This is a genomic window from Methylosinus sp. H3A (assembly GCF_015709455.1).
In the GTDB taxonomy this organism is placed as follows: Bacteria; Pseudomonadota; Alphaproteobacteria; order Rhizobiales; family Beijerinckiaceae; genus Methylosinus.
On record NZ_JADNQW010000005.1, the window covers coordinates 391,134 to 417,564 of the forward strand.

The window sequence follows — 26,431 nt, forward strand, 5'->3', positions numbered from 1 at the left end:
CTTCATCATCAACTCCCGGTTCGAACCATGCCGCAACTTCACGCACGCGACCAAGGCCCCCTTCGCGACGCCGTCTCCGAGGCTCAGGCCGGCGGCCCCGGCCCCGCGCTCCCCGAATGGAATCTCGCCGATCTCTATTCCGCGCCGGATTCGCCAGCGCTGGCCGCCGACATAGCGGCGGCGGAAAAGGAGGCGTCCGCCTTCGCGGCCGAGCTTCGTGGCCGTCTCGGCGAATTGGCGGCCGGCGCGGCGGCGAGCGAGAGGCTCGCAGAGGCCGTGCGGCGCTATGAGGCGCTACAGGACCTGTTGGGCCGAATCATGTCCTATGCGGGTCTCGTCTACGCCGGCGACACCAGCGACCCCGCGCGCGCCAAATTCTACGGCGACATTCAAGACAAGATCACCGAAATTTCCACGCAATTGCTGTTCTTCCAGCTCGAGCTCAACCGTATCGAGGACGCCGTTCTCGACGCCGCGGCGGCGACGGCGCCGCTCGCGCATTGGAAGCCCTGGCTCGAAGATATTCGCATGGAGAAGCCCTATGAGCTCTCCGACGAGCTGGAGCGTCTCTTCCACGAGAAATCCGCCACCGGCCGCGCCGCCTGGAACCGCCTCTTCGACGAGACCATCGCCGCGCTGCGCTTTTCGATCGGCGGCAAGGAGCTGACGATCGAGCCTGCGCTGAATCTAATGCAGGATTCGCATGAGGAGGTGCGCCGCGAAGCCGCGCTCGCCGTCGGCGCGACGCTGAAGGCCAATCTGCGCACATTCGCGCTCGTCACCAACACGCTCGCCAAGGACAAGGAGATCGGCGACCGCTGGCGCGGCTTCAAGGACGTCGCCGATTCCCGCCATCTCTCCAACCGCGTCGAGCCGGAGGTGGTGGAGGCGCTGGTCGCGAGCGTCACCGCGGCGCATCCCAAGCTCTCGCATCGCTATTATAAGCTCAAGGCCAAGTGGTTCGGCAGGGAGGCGCTGGACTATTGGGACCGCAATGCGCCGCTGCCGTCCGTGCCGTCGCATGCCTATAGCTGGGACGAGGCTCGCGACATCGTTCTCACGGCCTATAGCGGCTTCGCGCCGCAAATGGCCGAGATCGCCTCGCGCTTCTTCGAGCGCAACTGGATCGACGCGCCGGTGCGGCCCGGCAAGGCGCCGGGCGCCTTCGCGCATCCGACCGTGCCCTCTGTGCATCCTTATGTTCTGGTCAATTTCCAGGGCAAGACGCGCGATGTGATGACGCTGGCCCATGAACTCGGCCATGGCGTGCATCAAGTGCTGGCCTCGCGCCAAGGCGCGCTGATGGCGCCGACGCCGCTGACGCTGGCCGAGACGGCCTCCGTCTTCGGCGAGATGCTGACCTTCCGCTCGCTATTGGCGCAGACGACCGAGACCGCCAAGAAGCGCGCGCTGCTCGCCGCCAAGGTCGAAGACATGCTCAACACTGTGGTGCGGCAGATCGCCTTCTATTCCTTCGAGCGCAAGGTCCACACCGAGCGCAAGAATGGCGAGCTCACCGCCGACAAGCTCTGCGAGCTGTGGATGAGCGTGCAGAGCGACAGCCTCGGCCCGGCCATTCGCCTCGGCGAAGGCTATGAATCCTTCTGGGCCTATATTCCGCATTTCGTGCATTCGCCCTTCTATGTCTACGCCTACGCCTTCGGCGATTGTCTCGTGAACTCGCTCTATGGCGTCTATCAAAAGGCGGAGACGGGTTTCGCCGAGCGCTATTTCGGCCTGCTCGAAGCGGGCGGCGCCAAGCCCTACAATGAGCTGCTCGCGCCCTTCGGCCTGGACGCGCGCGATCCGGCCTTTTGGGGCATAGGGCTCGAGATGATCGAAGGGCTCATCGCGGAGCTGGAGGCGATGGAGGGGTAGTTTTCAGCCGTCGTCTTTCTACGGGTGGACGCGTGACATATTCGATTTTCGTTTCCCACGGCTGGCATGATCGCTGGGTGGCCAGACAAATGGCGCGTTCGATCTCCGATGCGGGAGGCGCGCCATTCATCGACATATTCGACATCAAGAAGGGTGACCGTATCGAAGAGCGGATCCGCACGGGGATCGAGCACTGCGCCGAGCTGGTCGCTTTGCTTACGCCCTGGTCGGTCGACCGCAATTGGGTCTGGACCGAGATCGCAGCCGCCTGGGCATTGAAAAAGCGCTTCGTCGGGGTGACCTATGGCGTGACGATCGAAGAAATCGAAAGGAATCACGGCGGCATGGCTTGTCTCGGCCCGACCAATGTCGTTGCCCTCGACGATTTCGACGAATACATTCGGGAGCTGGCCGAGCGCATCCATTCGGGAGATCGCGAATGAAGCTGTTCATTTCCTACAGCCATGGGGACGAGCGCTTCGCCCACTCCTTGCGCGAGGGACTCGAGCGGATGGGCGTCTGTGTGATCGATCCCGCCGCCAGCGCTCGACCGGGAGATTCGCTCGGTCATGCTCTGCGACAGGCGATCGACGAATCCGACGCGGCGATCCTCGTCATTCCCGAGTCCGGCTCCAACGGTGCGAACCTGGCCTTTTTCGAAGCCGGCGCGGCCAAAGCGCTGGGCAAGCGGCTATTTGTCGTCATGCCCGGCGCCGGAGACCGCGAACTGCCCTCGATCGCCGATTTCGCCATTCTCGACGCCTCGCGAAAATCATCCGACGAAGTCGCGAAAACGCTCGTCCACGCGCTCGCCGCGGCATAGGCCCCTTTCACGCACGGAATCTCGCGCCGCACTCACTCCACATTTTGCCCGATCCGCCACAACACGCCAGATGGATCGTGCAGCGTGAAGTCGCGCATGCGCCAGGGCTGGAGCCGCACCTCCGAGACCTCGACGCCATAACGCGCGGCGATCCCGCTCTCCTCGACTTTCGCCCGCCACGCGTCGACATCCTCGACGAGCAGATGCATCATCAAATTCTCGGCGAATTCCTTCACGTAGAAATTCTGCAGCAGGAAGCTCACAGTCTCGTGATGGAAATAGGCGACGCCGTCGCCGTCCGAGGCGAGCGTGAAGCCAAAATCCTGATAGAAGCGCTTGGAGAGTTCAAAATCCTTCGCCGGGACGAAGGCCTTCAATTCGATCGTTCGCAAATTCGACATGAACAGCCCCCGAGAAACGGAACGCCGCTCATCATATCAGGAAAAGCGCATTACATCCCGCGATCCGGCCCGCCCCACAGCCATGCCGCCCCGCGCACGCCGCCCGAGTCGCCATGCACATTGCGCAATATGCGCGTGTCGATCGCATCCGAGAAAGCCTGCTTCTCGACCAGATCGCGCAAGCCCTCGTAAATAAAATCGATATTGGACACGCCGCCGCCGAGCACGATGACATCAGGATCGAGCAGATTGACGATCGCCGCCAGCGCGCGCGACAGGCGGTCGCGATAGACCTCCAGCGCATGGCGCGCCGCCGCCTCGCCCGCTGCGGCGCGCGCCGCGATTTCCTCGCCGCTCGCCTGCGCGCCGCTGCACTGGCCATAGTCGATAGCGAGCGCCGGGCCGGAGAGAAACGTCTCCACGCAGCCATGATGGCCGCAGTAGCAGAGCCGCCCGGGAAATTCGTCCGGCGTCATCCAGGGCAGAGGCGTATGGCCCCATTCGCCCGCCACCTTGTTGACGCCCGCCAGAACCTTGCCGTCGACGACGATTCCGCCGCCGACGCCCGTCCCCAAAATCACGCCGAAAACGATGTGCGCGCCCGCTCCGGCGCCGTCGACGGCCTCCGAAAGGGCGAAGCAATTGGCGTCATTCTCGAGCCGCACCGGGCGCTCGAGCAGGGCCTCCAAGTCCTTGTCCAGCGGCTTGCCGTTGAGCCCGGTGGTGTTGGAGTTCTTCACGAGGCCGGTGCGCGGCGAGATCACGCCCGGCGTGCCGACGCCGACGCTGCCGCGCCCGCCGATCTCGCGCTCGAGATCGAGCACGAGGCCGCCGATCGTCGCCAGAACGGCGGCGTAATCATGGGCAGGCGTCGGTGCGCGCCGACGCGCCAGCGTCTCGCCTCGCAGGCCGATGGCGACTGCCTCTGTCTTTGTGCCGCCGAGATCGACGCCGATGCGGAAGGGTTCTTGTGTCATCGCCCTTCGTTCATCTATGGCGGCGGCGCGATCGGGCAGCCCCCACCCCTAGAGGTTTCGACGCGTTTCCCAACGCCGAACCGGCGTCCACTTCGGCTGGAAACGCTCTATTGCAGATAGGCGCGATCGAGATCGACCGCGCCTTTCAGCGTCGCGGCCGCGCCTCTGTCGATCCGCACGGAGTCGAGCGACAGGCCCTCGGCCGAAGTTCCCTCGAAGCGCGCGCCGGTGAAATCGGCGCCGGCGGCGTCGACATCCTTCAGCGAGGCTTTGTCGAAGATCGCGCCCGGCGCCCGCGCATAGCGCATATCGGCGCGGGAGAGATCGGCGCCGTCGAAATGCGCGCCGTCGAGCCGCGCCGAGCGCAGCACGGCGCGCATCAGCCCCATGGACTGGTTCTTCATATCCGCGGACATGTTCGCGCCGCGGAAAGAGGCGCCGCGCAGATCGGCCCCGGTGAGATCGGCGGCGAGCCGGCTCTCGGAAAAATCCGCGCCTTCGGCCCGCGCGCGCTGGAGCTGGGTCGCGAAAACATGCGCGCCGCGCAGCGTCGCGCCGGAGAGATCGGCCTCCAGCAACCAGGCCTGATCGAGAATGGCGCCGTCGAGCTTGGCCCCGGCGAGCCGCGCTTTCACCAGCCGCGCCGCGCGCAGATTGACGCCGGTAAGATCGAGGCCGGAGAGGTCGAGCCCGTTGAGGCTGCGACCGGAAAGATCGAGCGTCTCGCCCGGCTTCGTCGCGGCGAGCCGCGCCTCAATGTCGGCGCGGGTGAATTCGGACTGCGAATAGGCGGGCTGGGCGAGATCGACATTGCGCAGCATGTCTTGCGCCGACGCCGCAGCGACCGCGCAGAAGAGAAGCGACGCTGCGAGACGATGCGCGCCCCTCATTCCGCCTGCGCCTGCTCGGAGGCCGCCTCGTTCTTCGCGCCGGCGAGATCCCTGGCCTGCGCCACCCAGCGGCCGCGTTCCGGACGGCCCGGAACCGCGAGCGTCGCGCCGATCCAGGCGACATTCTCGGAGGACCAGCCGGCGATCTGGTCGAAATGATAGACGCCGAGCCCATGCAGCTTCTCGACGCTCTTGGGGCCGAGGCCCTTGATCTTGGTCAGATCGTCGGGGCGGCCACCGCGCGGCGCGGCGAGTGCTTCGGGCCGCTGGCCGGGCGCTTTCTTCTCGCTCTCGGCCGGACGCGGCGAAGCCGGCGCCGCAGCGCGACGGCGCGGCTCGGCGGCGGGAGCCTCGGCTTTGGGAGCGGGCTCGGGCGCACGCGCGGCGACGACCGGCGGATCGACGGGAGCGGGATCGATGGGGGCGGGATCGATGGGGGCGGGAGTCGGCGCTTCCGCGGAGAGGGCGGCCGCCCCGCGAAGCACCACATGCGGCTGCTTTTTCTTCGCCGGCACGGCCGGTGAGGCGGCGCCGAACAGCAGCCGCACGCCGCCGCCGAAGGGCAGGCCGATCAGATAGGCCGTCGCGAAGAGCAGCCCCAATTCGAAGAAGAGCCCGCCACGGCCCGGAATGGTTTGCAGATTGGCGACGAAAAATCCGCCGGCGAGCGCGAAGGCCGAGGTCACGATGACCCCATGGCCGTCGAATTTCGCGCCCGACTTCTTTGTCGTGGTCCAGAAGCCGACGACGAGCCCCAGGACGAGCGCGGCGGCGAGCCACTCGGCGGAGGCGGCGAGCAGATAGAGCATGGCGTTCTCCCTCGAAAGCCCCGGATCACCGGATCGAGAATTCGATGCGACGGCCGCTTTTGTCGGCCGCAGCGGCGCCCGAGGCGGAGAGTCGCGCCGCTTCGACGCCCGCCTCGATGAGATAGTTGCGCACGGCCTCGGCGCGACGCAGGCCGATGGCCTCGTCCTCCAAATCCGAGCCCGCGCCCGCGAAACGCCCGACGATGTCGACCGCCGCGCCCGGGCTGCGCAGCAACACGAAAGCCAGAGAGTCGACGACCGGCAAGGATGTTTCCGCGATCGAATTATCGGCGCCGAAAGAAAGCCCTCTCGCCGCGGTCTCCGCCAGCGCGGCATAGAGTCGCGTCGGCGGAATCTCGTCGGTCGTCGTCGCGAGGCCGAGCCGCGCGGCGTTCTCGTAGCCTTCCGGCAGATCGCGGAACAGCCGCGCGCTGATGTCGAACTGCGCCTTGGCGTTAAAGGCCGCGCCTTCGAGCGCGAGCTTGCGGTCCGACAGAGCCGCGACGCCGGCGTCGAGCCGCGCCAGGGCCCGCAGAGCGGCGATCGCCGCCTCGGCGAACCCCTTGGGCGCGCCGTCGGCGACGGAAAGCTCGTCTTCCACGACCTCGCCCAAATCGCGCCTCGCCTGCGCGACGATGCGCGCGCGGGCGGCCGCGTCCGGCGCAAAGCCGGCCAGCGAGAGCGCGCCATCCTGCTTGCGCGCGGTGAAGACGAAAGGCGAGACGGCGCCCGCCGCCACCGCCACCTGACCGAGACGGAAGCTCTTGGGCAGGCCGACGCGCAGGCTCGCCTCTATGGCGGACGCGCCGATATTGGTCTTGCCGGAGCCTTCGATCGAGACGACGCCGTCCGAGATGGAGGCTTTGCCGCTCGAGAGCTTGGAGAGCTCGCGCAGCGCCGCGGTCGCCGCAGCGGCGAAATCGCCGGGCGCGCCGCCCGCGACGCGGGACTGATCGCTCGCCTTGCCGAGATTGGCGGCCTCGGCGACGAGCGCCTCGCGCGTCTTCTCGCTCGGCGCATAGCCGAACAGCGACACGATCTCGCCGGCCTTGGCCGCGCTCCAGACGAAAGGCGCCACGCGCGGCGGCGCGATCTCGGCCGCTTTCACCAAGACGCCTTCGGGCGGCGCCTTCAACGCCGCTTCGGCGCGATCGTAACCGTCGAAATTGGCGGCCGCGCCCGTCACCGAGAGCGCGGCGTCGGAGACCGTCACCCTGCCCTCGCCGAGCGCGTCGAGCAGCGTGACGCCATAGGCGGCGAGCGCGGCGAAATTTTTCGGCGCGCCGAGGGCCGAGACCGAAGCATCGGCGAGCTCGAGACCTTTGCCGGCGGCCGCGGCGCGGACGGTCGCGCGTTCGCCGGGGAGCGGCGCATCGCCGGAGAGAGCGAGCGTCTTGCCCTTGCGCTCGAGCGAGAAGACGAAAGGCTTGGCCAAGGGCGGCGGCGTCGTCGCGTCGATCACGCCGCGCACGCCCTCTTGTCCTTCGACGGCTCTGACAGCCTCGGCGACGGCGTTGGCGGAAAGGGCGACGCCGGAGAGCCTGACGTCGCGCCCGTCCACGCCGACGGCCGCTCCCTCGATCGCGCCGGGCGACTTGTCGAGCGCCGCGCGCGCGCGATCACCCAAATCCTTTTCGATCTTCTCGACGTTGGACGTCGCGACGATCGTGAACAAGACGGCCAGCACGGGCAGGCCGATCCACCATTTCGCCGGCTGGATCATGGCTTCCGTCGCTCCCTGGGGCGAGAATCATTACGTAACGGGCACAGTTCTACCAGTCGAGCGGCCACAGACCAACTCGAGGGAACCGCGTTCGCGCCACGCCGGAGGGCGATTCAGCGCTTTTTCTGGGAGGGCTGCTCGCCCGGCTGCCGCGGCGGAGCGGGATAGAGGTCGATGGCTTTTTCGTGCGTCCAGAAGCAATCCAGCGCGCCGGAGGGACGCACACACCACAGCGGCCCGTCCCGCTGATCGACGTCAACCTTTTGATCGCGCATGAGCTGCACGCATTGGCCAGACGACAGCTTGCCGCGGAAATAGGCGGGGTCGTCCTTGGCCGCCTTGTCCGAGACCGGGCGAAAGGCGCGTTTTATGTCGGCCTGGTCGCGGCAGGCGAGAACGGCGCCGCGCGCGGCCGCGGCCTTCGCCTCGGGGGCGAGGCCGAGCGCGGCGGAGAGGGTGATCGCGACGACGGCGCAGCGGGCGTACATGCTGGGAATCTAACGCATTGGCGCGGGCATTTCCAGCCGTGTTCGCGCTTGGAGAACCGGCGATTTTGGCCCGGCCCTACGATTTGGCCGGGCCTATTCGCCGCTCGATCTCGTTTTTCGCCTTTTTCCACAGCTCGATCGCGCGCGGCTTTCCCCATTCGTAGAAGCCGATCGCATGCGGCCGCGCCCAATCGTAGAAAGCGAGGCTCCATTCGCGGGCGAGACGGCCCGTCGCCTTGGCGAAATCGACCGCCTTGTCGAACCAGGGCAGGAACTGGCTGTCCGGCGGAATCTTCGCCCGCACCCAGGCGAGCGCGTCGCCGGCGATCTGCGAGACGGCGCGCCACAGCTGGTCCCAGGGGTCGTCCACCCTTATGCTGGCCACCTTGTCGCGATAGCGCGCGAATTCCTGGGCGAGCGCCGCCTTTGCGCGACCCTCCTCGTCGAGCCGGCGCTGCAGCTCGGCGGCGTGCGCCTCCTCCTCCCGAGCGTGGCGCACGCTGCCTTCGGCCTTCTGGGCGTTGCGCCGCGCTTCGAGCTGGGCGTCGTCGATCTCGCGGGTCGATTCGTCGACCTGAAGCGCCATCGCCTCATATTTGGAGAGAACGTCGTCACGCTGCTCGATGACGCTGCGCAGCAGCGACACGAGCGCGTCGCGCCCGAGCTTCTCGTAATCTTCGCCGGCGGCGGGGGTCTTCTGCGCCGCCGTGGCGACGTTGCGGATGCGATTGTCGGACAGTTCGGCCTCCATCGACTTTTCGCGCCGCGGCTTTCGAGCCGGCGCACGCCGATGCGGTTAGATAAGGAGGCCGAGCCCGCCGTCCAGCCGCGATAGCGCGGCAGACCGCCTCACGGCGCGCGCTGGAACAAGCCGAAGGTCAAGAGCGCGCCGATGACGACGACGACGATGCGCAGCCATTTGTCCGGAATATGATGCAGCATGCGCGCGCCCGCGACTCCGCCGATCGTCGCGCCGAGCGAGGTGACCAGCGCCTGCTCGAGATGCAGATCCGGCGAGAACAGGAAGATCGCCACGGCCGAGGCGTTCATCACCGCGGCGAGGACATTTTTCGTCGCGGCGGCGATGCGGACATTCTGCCCCGCCATGGTCAGCGCCGCGACCATCAGAAAGCCGATGCCGCCGCCGAAATAGCCGCCATAGACGGAGATGAAAAATTGCGCGACGCCGGCGCCTCTCGCCGAAAGATGCGCGTTCGCGTCGCCCGGCTTGCGCAGAAAGCTGCCATAGGCGAACACGACTGTGGCGAACAGCACCAGCCAGGGCACTAGTCTGGCGAAGAAGGCCGGCGGCGTCAGCAGCAATATGACCGCGCCCACCGCCCCGCCGACGATGCTGATGATGAACAAGGTTCGCAGGCCGAGGCCCGCTGCGCCGCGCGAGAGAGAGCGGCCGGCCCAGCCGGTGGCGACCTGCGCGGGAAACAGCGCGACGCAGGAGGTGACATTGGCGGCGCGGGCGTCCATGCCGGTGAGCATGAGCGTCGGCAGAGTGAGAAAAGAGCCGCCGCCGGCCAGCGCATTTTGCGCGCCCGCCCACATTGCGACGAAAAAGAGCAGAATCAGCAGCATGGGCGGCAGCGCCTCTGGAACTTCCTAAACCCGATATTTCAGGTCGGGCTCTGGAAGGCAAGCCATAGCTCGAAATGCTAGCCGTCTACGTCATTTGGACCCGAAGGCTCGCTCCCGCGAAGCGACAGGGAATCTCGGTCTCATCCCGATGAGGAAAACTTCACGCGGGCGACCGCTGGGTCACTCCGCCAGCGAAGGCGCGCACCAGCCGCTCGAGCTCGGCGTCGAGCACCGCCTCCGGCATCGGCGCGAGCTTTTCCTCGAGGCCGAGCGAGACGACCCCATGCACGGCGGAAAACAATGTGCGCGCCAGCAAGGCGCGGGAGGGCGCGGGCTCGTCGGGCAGCAGCCGCGCGAGCGGCTCTTCGACGAGGGTGAAGAGGCGGCTCTGATCGTCGAGATACCAGGCTGGCGCGTCGCGGCCGCCGGCGAGCCTGTGCTCGAACAGCGCCCGCCACAGCGCCTTATTGGCGCGGGCGAAGGCCAGATAGCCCTGCGAGAGGCGCAGAAGCTCGTCGGCGGGCTCCGGAACAGGCCCCGACGGCGCGGCCAGCCCCTGCTCCAGCCGCGCCAGAGTATCCGCGCCGATGCGCAAAATCAGGCCGTCGAGATCGTCGAACACATTGTAGATCGCCCCGACCGCGCAGCCCGCGGCGGCGGCGAGATCGCGCGCCTTCAAATTCTGCAGCCCGCCCTCGGCGATCGCGGCGCGGCCGGCGGCCACGAGTCGCTCGCGCAGATCGGCGCGACGTGCGGTGGTTTTGCCGGCAGGTCGTTCGGCGGGATCCGATTCAGATTTTTGAACGTCGTTCATTTTTGTGTTGAACTCCGCTCAGATCGTGCTAACGTTGCTCATGAACGGTGTTCATAGCAGGAGAATTCGGATGATCAAGACGCCATTGCGCTCATATCGATGAAAGCGAGCACGCTCGCGCCCCCTCCCCGCCCCTCTCCGGCTGAGAGGGAAGGGGCCATCCGATCCTAGAATCTCATCGCCGCGGGCCGCGCCCGAGGCGTAGTATGTGCGGGCGCGCAACGCCTGCGGACCAACCCATCCTTAAACAGAATCGGCGAAACCACGCCTTCTCGCCGCGCGCTGACGGAATTTCACCCATGTCGGAACATCTGCTTCTCACCAAACGCTTCGCGCCTTTGTTCTGGTGCCAGTTCTTCGCCGCCTTCAACGACAATTTCCTCAAGAATGCGCTGGTCCTGCTCATATTGTTCAAGATCGGCGGGCATGAGGGCGAGTCGCTCGTCACGCTCGCCGGCGCGGTTTTCATCGCGCCCTATTTCGTGCTCTCCGCGCTCGGCGGCCAGATCGCCGACAAATATGACAAGGCGCTCGTCGCGCGGCGTCTCAAATTCGTGGAGATCGGCGCGGCGCTGATCGCCGTCGCGGGCTTTGCGCTCTCTTCCGTGCCCGTGCTCTTCGTCGCGCTGTTTTCCTTCGGCGTGCTCGGCGCGCTGTTCGGCCCGGTGAAATACGGCATTCTTCCCGATCATCTGCGTCAGGAGGAATTGCCGGCCGGCAATGCGCTGGTCGAAGGCGCGACCTTCCTCGCCATTCTCGCCGGCACTATCGCCGGCGGCCTCGCCATGCATGGCGGCGGTGAGCCGCTCGTCACCACCATCGGCGTCACCGCCGCGGCGGTCGCGGCCTGGGGAGCGGCGCGCCTCATCCCCTCTACGGCGCGCGCCGCGCCCGAGATTCGCATCGATCCCAATGTGCTGCGCTCCACCGCCGCGCTGCTGCGCGAATTGTGGAAGGAGCGGCGGCTGTGGCGCGTCGGCGCGGTGACGAGCCTGTTCTGGCTCGTCGGCGTCATCGCAATGTCGCTGCTGGCGCCGCTGGTGACGCATGTGATGCACGGCTCGGAGCTGGTCGTCACTTTGTTCCTCGCCGTCTTCGCCATCGCCATCGCTGTGGGCTCCGGCCTCGCTTCCTTCCTGCTCGCGGGACGCATCGTGCTGCTGCCGGCGGCGATCGGCGCGGCGATCATCGCCGGCGCCTCGCTCGACCTCGGCTGGACGCTCGCCACGCTGGCGCCGCAAGAGACGACGACGCCGCTGGAGATCGCCGAATTCTTCGAGCTCGCCGTCGCCTGGCGCGTGACCATCGATCTCGCTCTGCTCGCCATTGCCGGCGGGCTGATGATCGTGCCCTCCTTCGCCGCACTGCAGGCCTATGCGCCGCCTCATGAGCGCTCACGCATCATCGCCGCGGTGAATGTGCTCAACGCCGCTTTCATGGCGGGCGGCGCCTTCGCCGTCGCGCTGCTGCAGAGCAAGGGCGTCTCCGTGCCGGATCTCTTTCTCGGCATGGGCGTGCTGATGGCGCTCGCGGCCCTATGGATCTACAAAGCCGTCGTCGTCTCCCCTTTTCGTGACGCCCTGTCGATCATCTTCCGCGCCTTCTATCGTCTCGAAGTGAGAGGCTTCGGCAATTTCGACAGGGCCGGCAAGAATCCGATCATCGCGCTCAATCATGTGAGCTTCCTCGACGCCGCGGCGATCCTCTGCGTGCTGCCGGTCGATCCGGTCTTCGCCATCGACTCGACGATCGCGACGAAATGGTGGGTGCGGCCCTTCCTGCGCTATGTGCGCGCCATTCCGCTCGATCCGACGCGCCCGCTCGGCACGCGCACGCTCGTCAATGCGGTGAAGAACGGCGATCCGCTGATCATCTTCCCCGAGGGACGCCTCACCGTCACCGGCAGCCTGATGAAAGTCTATGACGGCGCCGGCCTCATCGCCGAAAAATCCGGCGCCTGGGTGGTGCCCGTGCGTATCGAGGGGCCGGAGGCGACGATGTTCTCGCGGCTGACGCCCGCGCAAGCGCGGCGTCGCTTCTTCCCCAAATTCACGCTGACCGTGCTGGAGCCGACGCGGCTCGTGGTCGATTCCGCGCTGCGCGGCAAGGCGCGTCGCATCGCCTCCGGCGCGGCGCTCTATGAGATCATGTCGGACCTCGTGTTCCGCACGAGCCCGATCGACCGCACGCTGCATCGAGCGCTCGTCGACGCCGCCGCCGAGCATGGCGCCGGCCGCGTGGCGATCCAGGATCCGATCACCGGCGCGCTCACCTATAAGCGCATCATGATCGGCGCCCATGCGCTCGGCCGCAAGCTGCAACGCATTTCGGAGACGGGCGAGGCGCTCGGCGTGATGCTGCCCAATTCCAACGGCGCCGCCGTGACGATCTTCGCCGTCGTCGGCGCGGGACGCGTCGCGGCCATGGTGAATTTCACCGCCGGCGCCGCCAATATCGCCTTAGGCCTCAAATCGGCGCAGGCGACGACGCTGCTCACCTCGCGCGCCTTCGTCGAGAAGGGCAAGCTCGACGCGCTGATCGCTTCGCTCGAGAAGGAGTTCCGCATCGTCTATCTAGAGGATGTGCGCGGCGAGATCACGCGGGCCGACAAGCTCTCCGCCCTGCTGCGCCACAAGCGCCCGCTGGAGAAGCGGAGTCCCGACGATCCGGCGGCGATTCTCTTCACCTCCGGCTCGGAAGGCGCGCCCAAGGGCGTCGTGCTCTCACACAAGAACCTCCTCGCCAACGCCGCCCAGGCGGCGGCGCGCATAGACTTCGGCCGCACCGACAAATTGTTCAGCGTGCTGCCGGTGTTCCATTGCTTCGGGCTCAATGTCGGCTTCATCCTGCCGCTCGTCTCCGGCGTGCCGATCTATTTCTACCCGTCGCCGCTGCATTATAAGATCGTGCCCGAGCTCGTCTACAACGCCAACGCCACAGTGCTGCTCGGCACCGACACCTTCCTCAACGGCTATGCGCGCGTCGCGCATTCCTACGACTTCCGCTCGCTGCGCTATGTCATCGCCGGCGCCGAGCCCGTGAAGCAGGGAACGCGCGACGTCTATCTCGAGAAATTCGGCATTCGCATTCTCGAGGGCTATGGCGTCACCGAGACGGCGCCGGCGCTGGCGCTCAACACACCCATGTTCAACCGCTTCGGCAGCGTCGGCCGGCTGCTGCCCGGCATGGAGCTGCGCCTCGAGAGCGTCGCCGGCGTCGCCGAGGGCGGACGTCTCCATGTGCGTGGGCCCAATGTGATGCTCGGCTATCTGATGGCCGACGCGCCCGGCGTGCTGCAGCCGCCGGCCGAGGGCTGGCACGACACCGGCGACATAGTGACCGTCGACGCGCAGGGCTTCATCAAGATCCAGGGCCGCGCCAAGCGTTTCGCCAAGATCGGCGGCGAGATGATCTCGCTCGCCGCGGTGGAGACTCTCGCCGCGGAATTATGGCCGCAAGCGCTGTCGGCGGCGGCGCGCGAGCTCGATCCGCGCAAGGGCGAGCGCATCGTGCTGGTGACGCAGAACAAGGAGGCGACGCGCGCCGAATTCCTCGCCTTCGCCAAGGCGAGGGGCGCGTCGGAGCTGATGGTTCCGGCCGAATTCATGATCGTCGACAGACTGCCGCTGCTCGGCTCCGGCAAGCTCGACTTCGCGGGCGTCGCCGCAATGGTGCGCGACCGCGGCCGCTTCATCCTGCCGACGCCACGCGTTCCGAACGGCCTCGGCCGCATCGACGGCGACGCGGCGACGCAGCCCGCCTGAGACGAAAGGTCGTAAGACAATGGACTATCGCAGACTGGGCCGCACCGATCTTCGCGTGTCGTCGATCATGCTCGGCACAATGACCTGGGGCCAGCAGAACACCGAAGCGGAAGGACATGCGCAGCTCGACTACGCGCTCGATCGCGGCGTCAACTTCATCGACACGGCGGAGATGTATTCCATCCCCCCGCGCGCCGAGACGCAAGGCTCGACCGAGCGGATCATCGGCTCCTGGCTCGCGGCGCGCAACAACCGCGACAAAGTGATATTGGCGACGAAAGTCTCGGGCCGCAGCGAGAGCCCCTATCTGCGTCCCGACGGCAAAGGAACGCGCCTCGACCGCAAGAATATAAATTACGCGATCGACGAATCCTTGAAGCGCCTGCAGACCGATTATGTCGATCTCTATCAGCTGCATTGGCCGGATCGGCCGCTGCCGCTCTTCGGCGCCGGCGGCACGATCTTCCGCGCGCCGCCGAAGGTCGATGAAGTCTCCGCCGAGGAGACTCTCGAGGCGCTCGCCGATCTGGTGAAGGCCGGCAAGGTGCGCCATGTCGCGCTCTCCAATGAGACGAGCTGGGGCGTCTCGCGCTTTCTGAGCGCTGCGGAGAATGGACATGGGCCGCGCGTCGTCTCGATCCAGAACGCTTATAATCTCATCAATCGCACTTTCGAGATCGGCCTCGCCGAATTCGCATTGCGCGAGGATGTCGGGCTGCTCGCCTATTCGCCGCTGGCGCAAGGCTATCTCTCCGGCAAATATCAAAATGGCGCCCGTCCCGCCGGCGCGCGCACGACGCTCTTCGAGCGCGGCCAGCGCTATGAGAAGCCCGGCGTGGCGCAGGCGATCGACGCCTATCTCGCGCTGGCGAAAGACATAGAGGTCTCGCCCGCGAAACTCGCGCTCGCCTTCGTGACCTCGCGGTCTTTCGTGACGTCCAACATCATCGGCGCGACGACGATGGCGCAATTGCAGGAGGATTTGGATTCGCTCGAGGTGACGATCACGCCGGAGATCGAAGCGCGCATCGACGCGATTCACCAGCTGCACAGCAATCCTGCGCCGTGAGAGAGCCTTCTCCTCGCCCCTTCTCCGCGCAGCGGGCGAGGGTCGGGGAGGGGGCGCGAGGAGACGGAAGCGCGCGTCATGAAAGTGAGGCTGCGGCTCGCGCCGCTCGAGGAAAAACCGGAGATCGCCGCGCTGCTGCGGCGCTATCTCACCGAGCTCGGCCCCTGGGGCTATGACGAGCCGGACGCCTATCCCTTTCTCGATTCCTATTGGCGCGAGCCGCGCCGCTTCCCTTATGTGATCGAAGCAGAGGGGCGCGTCGCCGGCTTCACTCTCGTCAATGCGATCTCCATCTCCGGCTATCCGGTCGAGGCCTCGATCGCGGAATTCTACGTGCTGCCCGAGCTGCGCCGCACCGGCTGCGGGAGCGAGGCGGCGAGCCGCGCCTTTCACACGCGCTCGGGCTGGTGGGAACTCTCCTTCCATCGCGACAACGCCGCTGCGCGCGCCTTCTGGCCGACGACCGCCGAGCGCGCCGGCGGCAAACGCATACAGTTTTTCGACATAGGCGAGAGCCGCATATTGCGTTTTCGCATGTCGCGCTGATCACTTCACCGGAACGAGCAGATCGGTGATCAGCCCCTCGGGCGGCGCGTCATAGGGCGTGTTGCGATAGATCTCGAGCGACGGGCGATCGTCGGGCTCATGGCCGCTCGTCGGCAGCCATTCGCCATAGAGCTGCTGAAACGCGGCGGCGATGCCGCCATAAGGGCCGATATGCCGATAGGAGGCGTAGCGCCCGCTAGGGATATCCGCGGTCGTCACATCGCCCGAGGCGGTGACGCCATCGGGAAAAACGAGGCCCGCGAAATAGCGGAAACCGCAATCGGCCTCCGGATCGCCGTAGCAGACGCCGATGGGATAGAGCGCGCGCCCGGCGAGCCCCGCCTGCATATGCCAGCGCCACAGGGCCGCCCATGTCTCCGGTATGGAGGCGACCGGCCCCTTATGCTCCAGAACATGCGCGTGGATCGGCGCCAGATCGTTGATCTCGACATTCATGACCTCGTCCTTTCTCGTGACGACGACGGGGGAAGGCAAAGTGAAATCGGCGGCGGCGCGATGCGTCGCGCGAAACGCGCTCGGGCTGACGGCGACGAAGCCGCGAAAGGCGCGCGAGAAGCTCTGCGCATTCTCATAGCCGGCGTCGAGCGCTATGTCGGTGACGCTGCGCGCGCTCGTCGCCAGCGCCCGCGCGGCGCGGATGAGGCGCGCGCGGCGAATCGTGTCAGCGAGAGTCTCGCCCTGCATCGCGCGATAGATGCGATGAAAATGATAAGGCGAGAAATTGGCGAGCGCCGCCCAGTCCTCGAGCGCGCGCGCCTTGGCGGGATCGCGAAAGATCGCCTCGGTGACGCGCGCGATGCGCTTGCTATAATCATTGCGCGTGGTCGGCTTCATGGCGGTCACGAATAAAGCAGCGCGGGGCGCGGCGCATTGCAGCAATTGCTGTTTTTCGACCCATGCGCGAAAACCGCAATGGTCGTCGAATTATCGCATTTGTCGCAATGATCGCATGTCGGGGCCGGGGCGAGCGAGAAGGATATTGAAAATGCGTCTCATCGGAATGCTGGATTCTCCCTATGTGCGACGCGTCGCAGTGTCCCTCAACGCGATGGGCCTGCCCTTTGTCCACGAACCGCTCTCGGTCTTTCGCGACTTTACGGTTTTTTCCGCGATCAACCCGGTGGTGAAGGCGCCGACGCTCGTCACCGACGAGGGCGTGACGCTGCTCGATTCGGCTCTGATCCTCGATTATCTGGAGCGCCTCGTCCCGGCCGAGCGTCGGCTGGCTCCGCAAGGGCTCGCGGATTTCGTGCGCTCGCAGCGAATCATCGGGCTGGCGCTGGCGGCGAATGAAAAATCCGTCCAGCTCGTCTACGAATCGAAGCGCCCCGACGAGCGACGATACGAGCCCTGGGTCGAGCGCGTGAGCGGCCAGCTCGTCGCCGCCTATCGCCTGCTCGAGGCGGAAATCGCAGCGGCCGGAGACGGCTTCCTGTTCGGCGCGCGCCCGCTGCAAGCGGACATCACCGCTGCGGTCGCCTGGCGCTTCACGCGCAGCGTCGCACCGGATCGGCTCGACGCGGCCGAATTTCCAGCGCTCGCGGAATTTTCGGCGCGGGCGGAGCGCCTGCCGGAATTCGCGGCGGCGGATTTCGATTGAGATGGGTCGCGCCGCGGCGACGAGACAATCAGCCGCGAAGCCTCTCGAGCAGCCAGTCGAGCGCCTCGGGAAAGAGCAGCTCTTCCGTCGCCGCGATCTCCGCGGCGCTCCACCATTTCCAGCCGAGCACGTCGCTGCGCTCGACATCGGTGAAGCCGCGCGTGTCCGGCGTGAATTCATCGACGCGAATGGCGTAGAAGCGCTCGTCGGCCTGAAACCAGTCCGCGCCGAACTGCATCGGGAATTCGCGGGAAAAGACGATCTCGCCGAGATCGACGCCGGTGAGCCCCGTCTCCTCGGCGAGCTCGCGGCGCGCGGCCGCGTCGAAGGTCTCGCCGGGCTCGACGGCGCCCCCGATCGAGCCCCAGAAATGCGAATGTCCCTGCGCTTCGAAAATCGGCGACAGGCGCGTCGAATAGCGGAACAGCAGCACGCGATGCTCCGCGTCGAGCGGCAGCAGGCGCGCAGCCGGACGGCGCGGCAGCGGGCGCCCGTCATAAGGCATCACGACGCTCTCGCGCGCGCTCTCCTGCGCCCAGCGCTCGAGCGTCCAGCGCCCATCCTCATAGACGAACCAATTGGGCGCGGCGTGGAGGACCGGCGGGTCGCGCTTCTCGGAGAGGCCGAGGCCGGTGGCGAGGCGATAGCCTATGTCGAGCACGCCCGCATGAGCGACGACGAGAACCGTCTCGCCCGCGTGCCGCTCGGCTATGGCGGTCAGCTCCGCGCCGACCCGATCGGCGAAGGCAGCGAGCGTCTCGCCGCCCGGAATGAGAAAATCTGCCTGGCGCTGGCGATGCCGCGCATGCTCGCTCGGAAAGGCGCGGTCGACATCGTCGAAGGTCATGCCCTGCCAGGCGCCGTCGTCTTTCTCACGCAGCGCGACTCGCGCCTCGATCGGCAGGCGGAGGCTCGTCGCCAGCGGCGTGACGGTCTGCAAGGCGCGTCTCAAATCGCTGCTGTAGATGCGGTCGAAACGCTCGGAGCGAAGCTCGCGCGCCAGCGCCTGCGCCTGCGCGATTCCCCTGACGTTCAAGGGGATGTTCAATTGCCCCTGAACGCGCCGCTCGAGATTCCAATTGGTTTCGCCGTGCCGTGCGAGACAGATGCGCGTGCGCGCCATGACTATTCTCCGGGATAGCCGCACGTCCTAACCGCGAAAAGCCGATCCGTCCAGCGGGACTGTGCGCCGCACAATGCGCGCGACAAATCCTATGGACGCGCGTGAGTTCCTGGCCGTGTGCGCTGCGATTTTCCAGCTGCGCCCGAGACAGCGCCGATGCGTATCGCAGCCACCCGCCATCATCATAGTATTCTAGTGAATTAGTAAGCTGTTAGACAAGCAACGCTGACGCCTCGGCGGCGGATCGCCTTGGACGGCAGAATTCTCCCGCCGCTTCAGCAAATTCGGTGCTGGCGTTTTCCTTTTTGCGTGATAGTCAATATATCTATTCTATCCGCTTCGCCGCGTCGGGTTTCGGCGGGCTCCACTCGTGTCACGCCGCCGCGTCATCGCCCCATTCGAGGCGAAGATCGCAAGACAGCCGATGGGGTTTGCCGACTTGCCCGAGGCGAGGCTCGCGCTCTCAAGCGGCGCGCGGACGGGAGAGATTACGAACAGATGCTGTCCAATAAAGCGAAATACGGGCTCAAGGCGCTGATCCATCTCGCCGGAGCCGAAGGGCAGTGCCTCGCCGGCGACATGGCCGCGCAGAATAATATTCCGCGCAAATTCCTCGACGCGATCCTGCTGGAATTGCGCAACGCCGGCATTCTGAACAGCAAGAAGGGCAAGGGCGGCGGCTATCATCTCGCCCGCCCCGCCGACAAGATCACGGTCGGCCAGATCATCCGCATTCTCGACGGGCCGCTGGCGCCCATCGCCTGCGCCAGCCGCACCGCCTATCAGCGCTGCAACGACTGTCCGGACGAGGACGCCTGCGCCATCCGCGATCTGATGCTCGACGTGCGCGACGCCATGGCGCTGATCCTCGACCGCACCAGCATCGCCTCGCTGCGCGGCAGGGGAAGGCGCTCGACGCAAATCCTGCGCTGAGCCGCCGCCGCTCACGGCTTCCACAGAGAGTGGAGATGGTGCGGCGGCCCACGGCCGGAGCCGAGCGCGAGCCTATCCGCTGCGCAAAGCGCATTCTCCAGATAATCCTTGGCGGCGCGGATCGCCGGGATCAGCTCTGCGCCATGGGCGAGATGCGCCGCTATGGCGGATGACAGCGCGCAGCCCGTGCCGTGCAGATTATTCGTCGGCGCGCGCCGCCCGTGGAATTCGTGAACCGTCTCCCCCTCGACGAGAATGTCGAGCGGCTCGCCCGAAAGATGGCCGCCCTTCATCAGCACGGCGCGCGCGCCGCGCACGACGAGCGCGCGTCCCTGCTCGACCATGTCTTGCGGAGCAATGGCCTCGCTCACACCGAGCAGAGCCGCGGCCTCGGGCAGATTGGGCGTGACCACGACCGCGAGCGGAAAGAGGCGCGCGATCATGGCTTCGATGAGCCCGGCGGCGGAAAGAGAATCGCCGCTGGTGGCGACGAGGACAGGATCGAAGACGATGCGCGTCGCGCCGGCGCGAGCGAGAGAATCCGCCACCGCCTCGGCGATGGCGGGTTCGGCCAGCATGCCGATCTTGACCGCATCCACGTCTATATCGGCGAAAATGGCGTCGATCTGCGCGGCTGCGACCGCGGCCGGAACCGCATGGACGAGGCTGACCCCGCGCGTGTTCTGCGCCGTCAGCGCCGTGATCGCGGCCATTCCATAGCAGCCGAGCGCGGAAAATGTCTTGAGATCACCCTGCACGCCGGCGCCGCCGCTCGGATCGGAGCCGGCGATCGACAGGAGCTTGGGAATATGGGCGGCCATTTGCGCCTCCCGCTCACGCTCTATTTCGTCGGCAGCGTCAGCACGCCGGCCGCGCCATTCTCGGCGCCGACGGCGAGCCGTGTTCCCTTCGCGTCCCAGCAGAGCGCCGAAATGCGCGCGGGGGCGCCCTCGTCCGGGCGGCGCACCAGCAGCTCGGAAGCGTCGGTCAGACGGCAGAGCAGCACCATGCCGTCCTCATAGCCGATCGCCACGGCGAGCGCGCTGGGATGGAAGGCGACGCGAGTGACCTTCACCTCCGGCCGCACGCCGCATTCGCGCGGCGGCTCGCCCATCGGCCCGTCCTTGGACTGGAAGGGCCAGACGACGCAGGCGTCGGCGCCCGAGGTGGCGAGCCATTTACCGTCATGCGACCAGGAGAGCGAGCGCGTCTTCGCCGGATAGCCGGCCATTCGCATATTCTTGCCGTCGGAAACGCGCCAGCCATGCAGCATATTCTCCTGCATGGAGGTGAGGACGAATCTACCGTCCGGCGAGACCACGACGTCGAGATGCGAGCCCTTCCACTCGAGAAACTCGGGCGCGCCGGCGTTGGGAAACCACAGCGAGACGCCATTGTAGTGAGCGATGGCGAGCCGATAGCCCTTGGGGAAAAAGGCGATCCCCCGCGAGCTCGACGGCAGCGGCAGCGCCCTGGCCTCGCCCTTGGGCGAGCGCGTGCGCAGCTCGCGGCCGACCGACCATGCGAGCGTCCCATCCGCGCGGGCGGCGACGGCGTCGATCCATTTGCCCTTTTCGTCGGCGATGATCTCGCGGCCGGCGAGGTCGGAAGCGATGACGAGCCCGTCGTCGCCGCCGGTGATCAGCCGCTTTCCGTCGCTCGCCACAACCAATATGGCGCCGTCCGAATGCGCGATCCGATGGCCGACATCGGCCCCTTCGCCGGGCAAGGCGAGCCGCCCATCGGCGAGCGCCAGCACGGGCGCATCGCCGAGAAAGGCGGCGGCGACGACCTCGGCGCCGGCGTCGAAGGGCGTGAAAGCGGAAGTGAGGGAAGCAGGAGCGCCAAAAGTCACGATTCGGGTCGCCTCGGGAAAGGCCGCGGCGGCGCGGCCTGTCCTCTATAACGGATTTGCGCGGCGATGGCGCCCGTTATCTCGCGCGAAGGCGCGTCCATTTCGCCGCCATGGACGACGATCGGCGCAAATCCCGTGCTGGTGGCGCCGTTCTTTCATGCCCCTTCACGTTTCGAACGGGGATGGACGAACCCAATGCAGCGCAAGCCCGACGGCGACGATTATCTTGCTCTTTTCGGCCGCTACAAGGAAGATTTCGGGGACGTCTATATGGACCCCGAAGACGAACGGTTCAGGCTGCTGTTCGATCAGATCTGCCGCATGCTCATGCAGCCCTCTCCTTTCAATCTCAGCCTGCCCGAGCAGTTCCGAACGACCGCCTCCCGCTATCTCGAAGGCGACCCCCACACGGTCGCCCATATGAAGACCATCGAGAACCGCCATTTCATGCTGAGCGACCTTTTCGATTACGTCCATCTCGTCAAGACGATGGGCGGCTCCTGGGATCAGCGCGGACGGTAATCCGGCGGGAAACGCCGCTTTCGGCGGCTCCCCGAGACGAGAAAAGCTCCCCCCGATCCTAGCGTCACGCAGCCGAGACCGCCGGCGCCGCGGCGGCGCTGTCGAGAAAGGCCTCGAGCGACATGGGGCGGCCGAACAGAAAGCCCTGCAGGCGCTGGCAGCCGGCGAGGCCGAGCACATAGGCCTGCTCCTCGGTCTCCACGCCCTCGGCGGTCACCGCCATATCCAGCCCATTCGCCAGATGAATGGCGCCGGCGACGAGAACGCCGGCCGCCCTATCCGTCGTCACCCGATCGACGAGAGATTTGTCGAGCTTGATGCGGTCGAAGCCATATTTCTGCAGATAGGCGATGCTGGTGTAGCCGGCGCCGAAATCATCCAGCGCGACGGCGACGCCGAGGGTCTTCAGAAAGGAGATCACGCCCGCCGCCCGCTGCGGGTGATCGATCAGATAGCCCTCGGTCACCTCGAGCTCCAGGCGAGCGGCGGGAAAGCCCGTCTGCATCAGTATCTTCATGACCGCCAGCTCGAAATCTGGATCGCGGAATTGGGCGGGCGACACATTGACGGCGACCTTCACCGCGTCGATGGCGAGAAAATCCTCGCAGGCCCGCCGCAGCACGAAGAGGCCGAGCTGGTTGATGAGGCCGCTCCGCTCGGCGACCGGAACGAATTGATCGGGCGGCAGCTCGCCCTCTGGCCGGCGCGGCCAGCGCAGCAGCGCCTCGACGGCGACGACCCTCTTTCCGACGGCGTCGACGATCGGCTGATAGACGACCTCGAGCTCGTCGGCCCGCAGCGCGCGGCGGAGCTGATCCTCTATGTCCTGCTGCCGCTGGCGCTCGAGATCCAGATCGGGCGAATAGATACTCACCCCCGATTTGCCATTGGCCTTGACGTGATACATCGCGATATCGGCGCGGCGAAACAGCTCCTGCGCGTCGCAGCCGTCCGGCTCCGTGCAGCAAATCCCGACGCTCGCTCCGATCTGAACCGCGCGATCGCCGATGCGGACCGGCCGCCCGAGAACCTCGAGCGCGCGGGCTGCGAAGGCGCGCGCCGCGCGCTCCGCGTCCCGGGCCGAGATCACCGCCGCGAATTCGTCGCCGCCGACGCGCGCGAGCATCGCCCCTCGAGGCAGAACATGCCCGAACTGTTTGGCGACGATGTCGATGAGCCGGTCGCCCGTGGCGTGGCCGTATGTGTCGTTGACGTCCTTGAAGCCGTCGAGATCGATATAGACGACGGCTGTGGGAAGCGCATCCGCGCCATGACGGCCGCTGCGCTCGTCGAGATGCGTCATCAGCGCGCGGCGATTGGGCAGGCCGCTCAGACTGTCGATATTGGCGAGCCGCGAATTCTCGTCGCTCAAACGTTGCGTCTCCGCCTGCTTCTCGAGCAGCGAGCGCCGCGACGCCACGAGATGGGCGAAGTCGCGGTAATAGATCATCAATATCGCGATCATGCCGATGGCGGCGAGCGCCAGATTGACCGCCGCCGCGCGAAAATGCCCGTCATCGGCGAAGAAGAAGAACAGGCTGAAGGGCGCGACGCCGACAAGGGTCACGTTCAAAGCCGCAGAGCGAAGATGCATCAGGCAGAAATTGCAGCTGATCATCGTCAGGGCCAAGAAGAAGACGATCTGCGCCTCGGCATAGGCGTCGCCTTCCCCATAGGAAAAGAGCGTCAGCCCCCAGGCCGTGAACGCCACTGCGATGAAAAAAGCGAGCCTATTGGTCCGCTGCATGTGCAGGATGGCGATGTCGTCCGGCACATTCTCCGTCCGCCCGATTCGCCACCAGGCGATCCCGCGCACGAGACAGAGCAGGCACAGCGCGCTCGGCGCGTAGATCGAGAGCCAGGGATGACCGAACTTCGCGAAGGTGGACATCACGGCGAGAGCGTTGGTCGCCAAGATGAAATAGAGAAGCGGGATTTGCCGCGCGAACGCCCGGAACTGAGCGCGGACGAGCTCCACGTCATCGGTCGGAACAGTCAGCAACGCATAAAGTCTTCGAATGACAGTATTCTTCAAGGTCGGCGACCTTTCAGGCGCTTCTTACGCGGAAAACGTAAAGGGGCCGCAGAAGGACAATAGGAAAAAACGGTAGAAAACTGGTTAAAACGGGGAAAATCGCCCCTCCTGGACGATGCGACGCCGCGGCGCCGGGCGGAGGCCTGGACGAAATGCGAAACGGACCAATGTCATGGCGGGGCGGCCGGCTCCCCGTCAGAGAGCCGCCGGCCTCGTGACGCAGAGAATTCCGAGGAGCCAAGCATGAGCACGAGCAGCGTATCCGGCGATCCGTTTCGCGGCAGCCCGTTCGACCTGGACAGGCTCGCGGCCAAGAACGCCACCCTCGCCCATAATTGGTGGGCCATCGCCCTGCGCGGCTTGGCCGCGATCATTTTCGGCCTGATCGCCCTCTTCCAGCCCGGCGTGACGATCCTGTCGCTGGTGCTCGTCTTCGCGATCTTCGCGGCCGTCGACGGCATAGCGACCGTCGTCGCCGCGGTGCGGGCGGCGCGCCAGGGCGAGGCCTGGCTGTTCCTTTTCCTCGCCGGTCTGGTGAAAATCGCGGCGGGCGCCTTCGCGGCCTTTTGGCCCGGCATCACCGCCCTCGTCTTCGTGCTGGTGTTCGGCGTCGGCGAGGTCATCGGCGGCGGCCTCACCTTCGGCTCGGCGCTGGACCTCAAGGAGGATCACGGCCGCTGGTGGCTGGCGCTCGGCGGCCTGCTCGCCGTGGTCTTCGGCCTCTTCTTGCTGCTGACGCCGGTCATCGGCGCGGTGGTGCTGACTTGGTGGCTCGGCATCTACGCCATAGCGCTCGGCATAGTGGAGCTCATTCTGGCCTTCCGCCTCCACGCCCGCCATGTCGAGCATCCGCCGCTGGCGACGCCGCAAGGCGCGTAATTTCGGAGCACGATTCGAAGGCTTTGAAATAAATCGGGGCGCCCGCAGCCACAGGCGCCCCGTGCCCCCTTCCCGCCCCCGCGGAAAGTCCCCCGCATTTCCCACGCCGAACCGGCGTCCACTTCGGCTGGAAAAGCTCTAGTCGATCGAGGAAATCTTGATCGCCGCGCTGAGATCGGCGTGAACGACCTTGAGACCCGCCTTGGCGACGGCCGCCTCATCGGCGTACCAGGTCGATTCATGGTCGAGACCGCCATATTTATTGAAGACCATCACATATTTGGCCTTCAAATCCACCTCGCAGCGCAGCCCTTTGCCGGGCTGGTCGATGGGCCGCATCTTGCCGTCCCAATCGATGAAGTAGCCGTTGGGGCTCGCGGTCGCCTCGGACATTTCCTGTTCCCTTTCGGACATTGGTCTCCGTAGCCGCGAGGAAGCAGTTTTTGGGCCAGAGCCGGTCCTGGAGCGTCCGTAGTGAGACACGCGTGTTGCGGAGCGTTCGGCATTTCCTTAACTTCCCCTCATGACCCTTTCCCCCGCCCTTTCCATCACCCGCGATCTCCTTCGCTGTCCCTCCGTCACCCCGGCCGACGCCGGCGCGCTCGGCGTTCTCGAGCAGCGCTTGAAGGAGGCCGGCTTCACGACGCATCGGCTCGTCTTCACGGAGGACGGCACACCCGATATCGACAATCTCTTCGCCAAGATCGGCGAGGGGCGCCCGCATCTCGTCTTCGCCGGCCACACCGATGTCGTGCCGAGCGGCGCCCCTGAGCGCTGGCGCTTCGATCCCTTCTCCGGCGAGATCGCCGACGGCAAGATTTTCGGCCGCGGCGCCTCCGATATGAAAGGCGGCATCGCCGCCTTCGCCGCCGCGGCGATCGACTATGTGAAGCAGCATGGCGTCCCGCAGGGCGCCATCTCCTTCCTCATCACCGGCGACGAGGAAGGCCCCGCCGTCAATGGCACGGTGAAAATGCTCGATTGGGCCAAGGCCCATGGCGAGGTCTTCGACCATTGCATCGTCGGCGAGCCGACCAATGTCAAAGAGCTCGGCGACACGATCAAGATCGGCCGGCGCGGCTCGCTCAACGGGCGGCTGGTGGTGCGTGGCAAGCAAGGCCATTCCGCCCATCCGCATCGCGCAGAAAATCCCACGCCCGTCGTCGCGCGCATCGTGACGGCGCTGTCGACGCATGTCTTCGACGATGGGACGGAGCATTTCGACCGCTCCAATCTCGAAGTGACCTCGATCGACATCGGCAATCAGGCGGCGAATGTGATTCCGGGCGAAGCGCGCGCGCGCTTCAACATACGCTTCAACAATGTGTGGACGCTGGAGACGCTGCAGGCGGAAATCCGCCGCGTCGTCGAAGCGGCCGCCGCCGGCGCCAAAGTGGAGGTGGAGTTCCTGCCCTGCAATTCGCTGCCCTTCCTCACCGCGCCGGGCGATTTCAGCGCGCTGGTCGCCGGCGCGATCGAGGAGATGACGGGACGCCGCCCCGGCCTTTCGACGAGCGGCGGAACCTCCGACGCGCGCTTCATCACGCGCGATTGTCCGGTGCTGGAGTTCGGCCTCATCAACGAGTCGATCCATGCGGTGGACGAGCATGCGCGGCTCGAGGATGTCGACGGGCTGACGGCGATCTACAAGCGCATCATCGAGACGTATTTCGCGCGCTGAGCGGGCCCGC

The 26,431-nt window shown here is 66.3% G+C and carries 26 protein-coding genes; 11 read left to right on the plus strand and 15 right to left on the minus strand.

The genetic code is table 11. The features are described from left to right. The first annotated feature begins 27 nt into the window (after nt 1-27). Genes IY145_RS04890 through IY145_RS04900 form a run of 3 tightly spaced genes read left to right on the plus strand, consistent with a single transcriptional unit; the run spans nt 28 to nt 2,701 of the window. Complete coding sequence (locus tag IY145_RS04890; RefSeq protein ID WP_196407178.1) at nt 28-1,878, plus strand: M3 family oligoendopeptidase; 1,851 nt, start codon at nt 28-30, stop codon at nt 1,876-1,878. Nucleotides 1,879-1,910: 32 nt separating this feature from the next. Further along, nucleotides 1,911-2,321, plus strand: coding sequence for a toll/interleukin-1 receptor domain-containing protein (locus IY145_RS04895; protein ID WP_196407179.1), 411 nt, complete (start codon nt 1,911-1,913; stop codon nt 2,319-2,321). Continuing rightward, nucleotides 2,318-2,701, plus strand: coding sequence for a toll/interleukin-1 receptor domain-containing protein (locus IY145_RS04900; protein WP_196407180.1), 384 nt, complete (start codon nt 2,318-2,320; stop codon nt 2,699-2,701). The genes IY145_RS04895 and IY145_RS04900 overlap by 4 nt, the downstream gene beginning before the upstream one ends. A 32-nt stretch (nt 2,702-2,733) precedes the next feature. Here IY145_RS04900 and IY145_RS04905 read toward each other — a convergent pair whose 3' ends face one another. From IY145_RS04905 to IY145_RS04945, 9 genes are all read right to left on the minus strand, one after another. Continuing rightward, nucleotides 2,734-3,102: a VOC family protein gene (locus IY145_RS04905; RefSeq protein ID WP_196407181.1), complete on the minus strand. Its 369-nt coding sequence runs from the start codon at nt 3,100-3,102 to the stop codon at nt 2,734-2,736. A 50-nt stretch (nt 3,103-3,152) separates the two neighbouring features. After that, the gene (locus IY145_RS04910; RefSeq protein WP_196407182.1) at nt 3,153-4,079 is read right to left on the minus strand and encodes an ROK family protein; all 927 of its coding nucleotides are present in this window, start codon (nt 4,077-4,079) and stop codon (nt 3,153-3,155) included. Between the two features lie 107 nt (nt 4,080-4,186). Beyond that, complete coding sequence (locus IY145_RS04915; RefSeq protein ID WP_196407183.1) at nt 4,187-4,969, minus strand: pentapeptide repeat-containing protein; 783 nt, start codon at nt 4,967-4,969, stop codon at nt 4,187-4,189. Further along, nucleotides 4,966-5,778, minus strand: a complete 813-nt coding sequence (locus IY145_RS04920; protein WP_196407184.1) for a hypothetical protein — start codon at nt 5,776-5,778, stop codon at nt 4,966-4,968. Before IY145_RS04920 ends, IY145_RS04915 begins: the two co-directional genes overlap by 4 nt. Before the next feature lie 25 nt (nt 5,779-5,803). Continuing rightward, nucleotides 5,804-7,501, minus strand: coding sequence for an OmpA family protein (locus IY145_RS04925; RefSeq protein WP_196407185.1), 1,698 nt, complete (start codon nt 7,499-7,501; stop codon nt 5,804-5,806). Nucleotides 7,502-7,614: 113 nt separating this feature from the next. Beyond that, entirely contained in the window at nt 7,615-7,989 is a 375-nt protein-coding gene (locus IY145_RS04930; protein ID WP_196407186.1) for a hypothetical protein, read from the minus strand. Nucleotides 7,990-8,065: 76 nt separating this feature from the next. After that, entirely contained in the window at nt 8,066-8,740 is a 675-nt protein-coding gene (locus IY145_RS04935; RefSeq protein ID WP_210332618.1) for a hypothetical protein, read from the minus strand. A gap of 98 nt (nt 8,741-8,838) precedes the next feature. After that, on the minus strand, nt 8,839-9,579 hold the full coding sequence (locus IY145_RS04940; protein ID WP_196407187.1) for a sulfite exporter TauE/SafE family protein: 741 nt from the start codon (nt 9,577-9,579) through the stop codon (nt 8,839-8,841). Between the two features lie 160 nt (nt 9,580-9,739). Continuing rightward, on the minus strand, nt 9,740-10,393 hold the full coding sequence (locus tag IY145_RS04945; RefSeq protein WP_196407188.1) for a TetR/AcrR family transcriptional regulator: 654 nt from the start codon (nt 10,391-10,393) through the stop codon (nt 9,740-9,742). Between the two features lie 299 nt (nt 10,394-10,692). Here IY145_RS04945 and IY145_RS04950 point away from each other — a divergent pair, with 299 nt between their 5' ends. From IY145_RS04950 to IY145_RS04960, 3 genes are all read left to right on the plus strand, one after another. Then, complete coding sequence (locus tag IY145_RS04950; protein WP_196407189.1) at nt 10,693-14,157, plus strand: acyl-[ACP]--phospholipid O-acyltransferase; 3,465 nt, start codon at nt 10,693-10,695, stop codon at nt 14,155-14,157. 19 nt (nt 14,158-14,176) lie between these two features. Beyond that, nucleotides 14,177-15,226: an NADP(H)-dependent aldo-keto reductase gene (locus tag IY145_RS04955; protein WP_196407190.1), complete on the plus strand. Its 1,050-nt coding sequence runs from the start codon at nt 14,177-14,179 to the stop codon at nt 15,224-15,226. 78 nt (nt 15,227-15,304) lie between these two features. Further along, nucleotides 15,305-15,772: a GNAT family N-acetyltransferase gene (locus IY145_RS04960; RefSeq protein WP_196407191.1), complete on the plus strand. Its 468-nt coding sequence runs from the start codon at nt 15,305-15,307 to the stop codon at nt 15,770-15,772. Here the strand turns inward: IY145_RS04960 and IY145_RS04965 are convergent, their stop codons facing one another. Continuing rightward, complete coding sequence (locus IY145_RS04965; protein ID WP_196407192.1) at nt 15,773-16,627, minus strand: GyrI-like domain-containing protein; 855 nt, start codon at nt 16,625-16,627, stop codon at nt 15,773-15,775. It abuts the gene before it with no gap. A gap of 151 nt (nt 16,628-16,778) precedes the next feature. Here IY145_RS04965 and IY145_RS04970 point away from each other — a divergent pair, with 151 nt between their 5' ends. After that, the gene (locus tag IY145_RS04970; protein ID WP_196407193.1) at nt 16,779-17,393 is read left to right on the plus strand and encodes a glutathione S-transferase family protein; all 615 of its coding nucleotides are present in this window, start codon (nt 16,779-16,781) and stop codon (nt 17,391-17,393) included. Between the two features lie 28 nt (nt 17,394-17,421). On the opposite strand, the gene IY145_RS04975 is transcribed toward IY145_RS04970, so the two are convergent. Then, the gene (locus IY145_RS04975; RefSeq protein ID WP_196407194.1) at nt 17,422-18,516 is read right to left on the minus strand and encodes a histidine phosphatase family protein; all 1,095 of its coding nucleotides are present in this window, start codon (nt 18,514-18,516) and stop codon (nt 17,422-17,424) included. 498 nt (nt 18,517-19,014) lie between these two features. On the opposite strand from IY145_RS04975, the gene IY145_RS04980 reads away from it, so the two are divergent. Further along, on the plus strand, nt 19,015-19,449 hold the full coding sequence (locus tag IY145_RS04980) for an Rrf2 family transcriptional regulator (RefSeq protein WP_196407195.1): 435 nt from the start codon (nt 19,015-19,017) through the stop codon (nt 19,447-19,449). An 11-nt stretch (nt 19,450-19,460) separates the two neighbouring features. Here IY145_RS04980 and thiD read toward each other — a convergent pair whose 3' ends face one another. Both thiD and IY145_RS04990 read right to left on the minus strand, forming a co-directional pair. After that, the gene (gene thiD / locus IY145_RS04985; RefSeq protein WP_196407196.1) at nt 19,461-20,270 is read right to left on the minus strand and encodes a bifunctional hydroxymethylpyrimidine kinase/phosphomethylpyrimidine kinase; all 810 of its coding nucleotides are present in this window, start codon (nt 20,268-20,270) and stop codon (nt 19,461-19,463) included. 20 nt (nt 20,271-20,290) lie between these two features. Then, entirely contained in the window at nt 20,291-21,304 is a 1,014-nt protein-coding gene (locus IY145_RS04990; RefSeq protein ID WP_196407197.1) for a WD40 repeat domain-containing protein, read from the minus strand. A gap of 195 nt (nt 21,305-21,499) precedes the next feature. Here IY145_RS04990 and IY145_RS04995 point away from each other — a divergent pair, with 195 nt between their 5' ends. Beyond that, nucleotides 21,500-21,826, plus strand: a complete 327-nt coding sequence (locus IY145_RS04995) for a hypothetical protein (RefSeq protein ID WP_196407198.1) — start codon at nt 21,500-21,502, stop codon at nt 21,824-21,826. A 64-nt stretch (nt 21,827-21,890) separates the two neighbouring features. Here the strand turns inward: IY145_RS04995 and IY145_RS05000 are convergent, their stop codons facing one another. After that, a complete protein-coding gene (locus IY145_RS05000; protein ID WP_196407199.1) occupies nt 21,891-23,828 on the minus strand; it encodes a putative bifunctional diguanylate cyclase/phosphodiesterase in 1,938 nt (645 codons plus the stop codon). Between the two features lie 276 nt (nt 23,829-24,104). On the opposite strand from IY145_RS05000, the gene IY145_RS05005 reads away from it, so the two are divergent. Further along, complete coding sequence (locus tag IY145_RS05005; RefSeq protein WP_196407200.1) at nt 24,105-24,740, plus strand: HdeD family acid-resistance protein; 636 nt, start codon at nt 24,105-24,107, stop codon at nt 24,738-24,740. Between the two features lie 138 nt (nt 24,741-24,878). Here the strand turns inward: IY145_RS05005 and IY145_RS05010 are convergent, their stop codons facing one another. Continuing rightward, nucleotides 24,879-25,133: a hypothetical protein gene (locus tag IY145_RS05010; protein ID WP_196407201.1), complete on the minus strand. Its 255-nt coding sequence runs from the start codon at nt 25,131-25,133 to the stop codon at nt 24,879-24,881. A 130-nt stretch (nt 25,134-25,263) separates the two neighbouring features. Between IY145_RS05010 and dapE the strand changes: the two genes are divergently transcribed. Next, on the plus strand, nt 25,264-26,421 hold the full coding sequence (gene dapE, locus IY145_RS05015; RefSeq protein WP_196407202.1) for a succinyl-diaminopimelate desuccinylase: 1,158 nt from the start codon (nt 25,264-25,266) through the stop codon (nt 26,419-26,421). The last annotated feature ends 10 nt before the right edge of the window (nt 26,422-26,431 follow it).

Bases quoted from the DNA above. Each gene is read 5' to 3' on its own strand.
- IY145_RS04890 (WP_196407178.1), top strand. From the start codon at position 28: ATGCCGCAACTTCACGCACGCGACCAAGGCCCCCTTCGCGACGCCGTC.
- IY145_RS04900 (WP_196407180.1), top strand. From the start codon at position 2,318: ATGAAGCTGTTCATTTCCTACAGCCATGGGGACGAGCGCTTCGCCCAC.
- IY145_RS04905 (WP_196407181.1), bottom strand. From the start codon at position 3,102: ATGTCGAATTTGCGAACGATCGAATTGAAGGCCTTCGTCCCGGCGAAG.
- IY145_RS04910 (WP_196407182.1), bottom strand. From the start codon at position 4,079: ATGACACAAGAACCCTTCCGCATCGGCGTCGATCTCGGCGGCACAAAG.
- IY145_RS04915 (WP_196407183.1), bottom strand. From the start codon at position 4,969: ATGAGGGGCGCGCATCGTCTCGCAGCGTCGCTTCTCTTCTGCGCGGTC.
- IY145_RS04920 (WP_196407184.1), bottom strand. From the start codon at position 5,778: ATGCTCTATCTGCTCGCCGCCTCCGCCGAGTGGCTCGCCGCCGCGCTC.
- IY145_RS04925 (WP_196407185.1), bottom strand. From the start codon at position 7,501: ATGATCCAGCCGGCGAAATGGTGGATCGGCCTGCCCGTGCTGGCCGTC.
- IY145_RS04930 (WP_196407186.1), bottom strand. From the start codon at position 7,989: ATGTACGCCCGCTGCGCCGTCGTCGCGATCACCCTCTCCGCCGCGCTC.
- IY145_RS04935 (WP_210332618.1), bottom strand. From the start codon at position 8,740: ATGGAGGCCGAACTGTCCGACAATCGCATCCGCAACGTCGCCACGGCG.
- IY145_RS04940 (WP_196407187.1), bottom strand. From the start codon at position 9,579: ATGCTGCTGATTCTGCTCTTTTTCGTCGCAATGTGGGCGGGCGCGCAA.
- IY145_RS04945 (WP_196407188.1), bottom strand. From the start codon at position 10,393: ATGAACGACGTTCAAAAATCTGAATCGGATCCCGCCGAACGACCTGCC.
- IY145_RS04950 (WP_196407189.1), top strand. From the start codon at position 10,693: ATGTCGGAACATCTGCTTCTCACCAAACGCTTCGCGCCTTTGTTCTGG.
- IY145_RS04955 (WP_196407190.1), top strand. From the start codon at position 14,177: ATGGACTATCGCAGACTGGGCCGCACCGATCTTCGCGTGTCGTCGATC.
- IY145_RS04960 (WP_196407191.1), top strand. From the start codon at position 15,305: ATGAAAGTGAGGCTGCGGCTCGCGCCGCTCGAGGAAAAACCGGAGATC.
- IY145_RS04965 (WP_196407192.1), bottom strand. From the start codon at position 16,627: ATGAAGCCGACCACGCGCAATGATTATAGCAAGCGCATCGCGCGCGTC.
- IY145_RS04970 (WP_196407193.1), top strand. From the start codon at position 16,779: ATGCGTCTCATCGGAATGCTGGATTCTCCCTATGTGCGACGCGTCGCA.
- IY145_RS04975 (WP_196407194.1), bottom strand. From the start codon at position 18,516: ATGGCGCGCACGCGCATCTGTCTCGCACGGCACGGCGAAACCAATTGG.
- IY145_RS04980 (WP_196407195.1), top strand. From the start codon at position 19,015: ATGCTGTCCAATAAAGCGAAATACGGGCTCAAGGCGCTGATCCATCTC.
- thiD (WP_196407196.1), bottom strand. From the start codon at position 20,270: ATGGCCGCCCATATTCCCAAGCTCCTGTCGATCGCCGGCTCCGATCCG.
- IY145_RS04995 (WP_196407198.1), top strand. From the start codon at position 21,500: ATGCAGCGCAAGCCCGACGGCGACGATTATCTTGCTCTTTTCGGCCGC.
- IY145_RS05005 (WP_196407200.1), top strand. From the start codon at position 24,105: ATGAGCACGAGCAGCGTATCCGGCGATCCGTTTCGCGGCAGCCCGTTC.
- IY145_RS05010 (WP_196407201.1), bottom strand. From the start codon at position 25,133: ATGTCCGAGGCGACCGCGAGCCCCAACGGCTACTTCATCGATTGGGAC.
- dapE (WP_196407202.1), top strand. From the start codon at position 25,264: ATGACCCTTTCCCCCGCCCTTTCCATCACCCGCGATCTCCTTCGCTGT.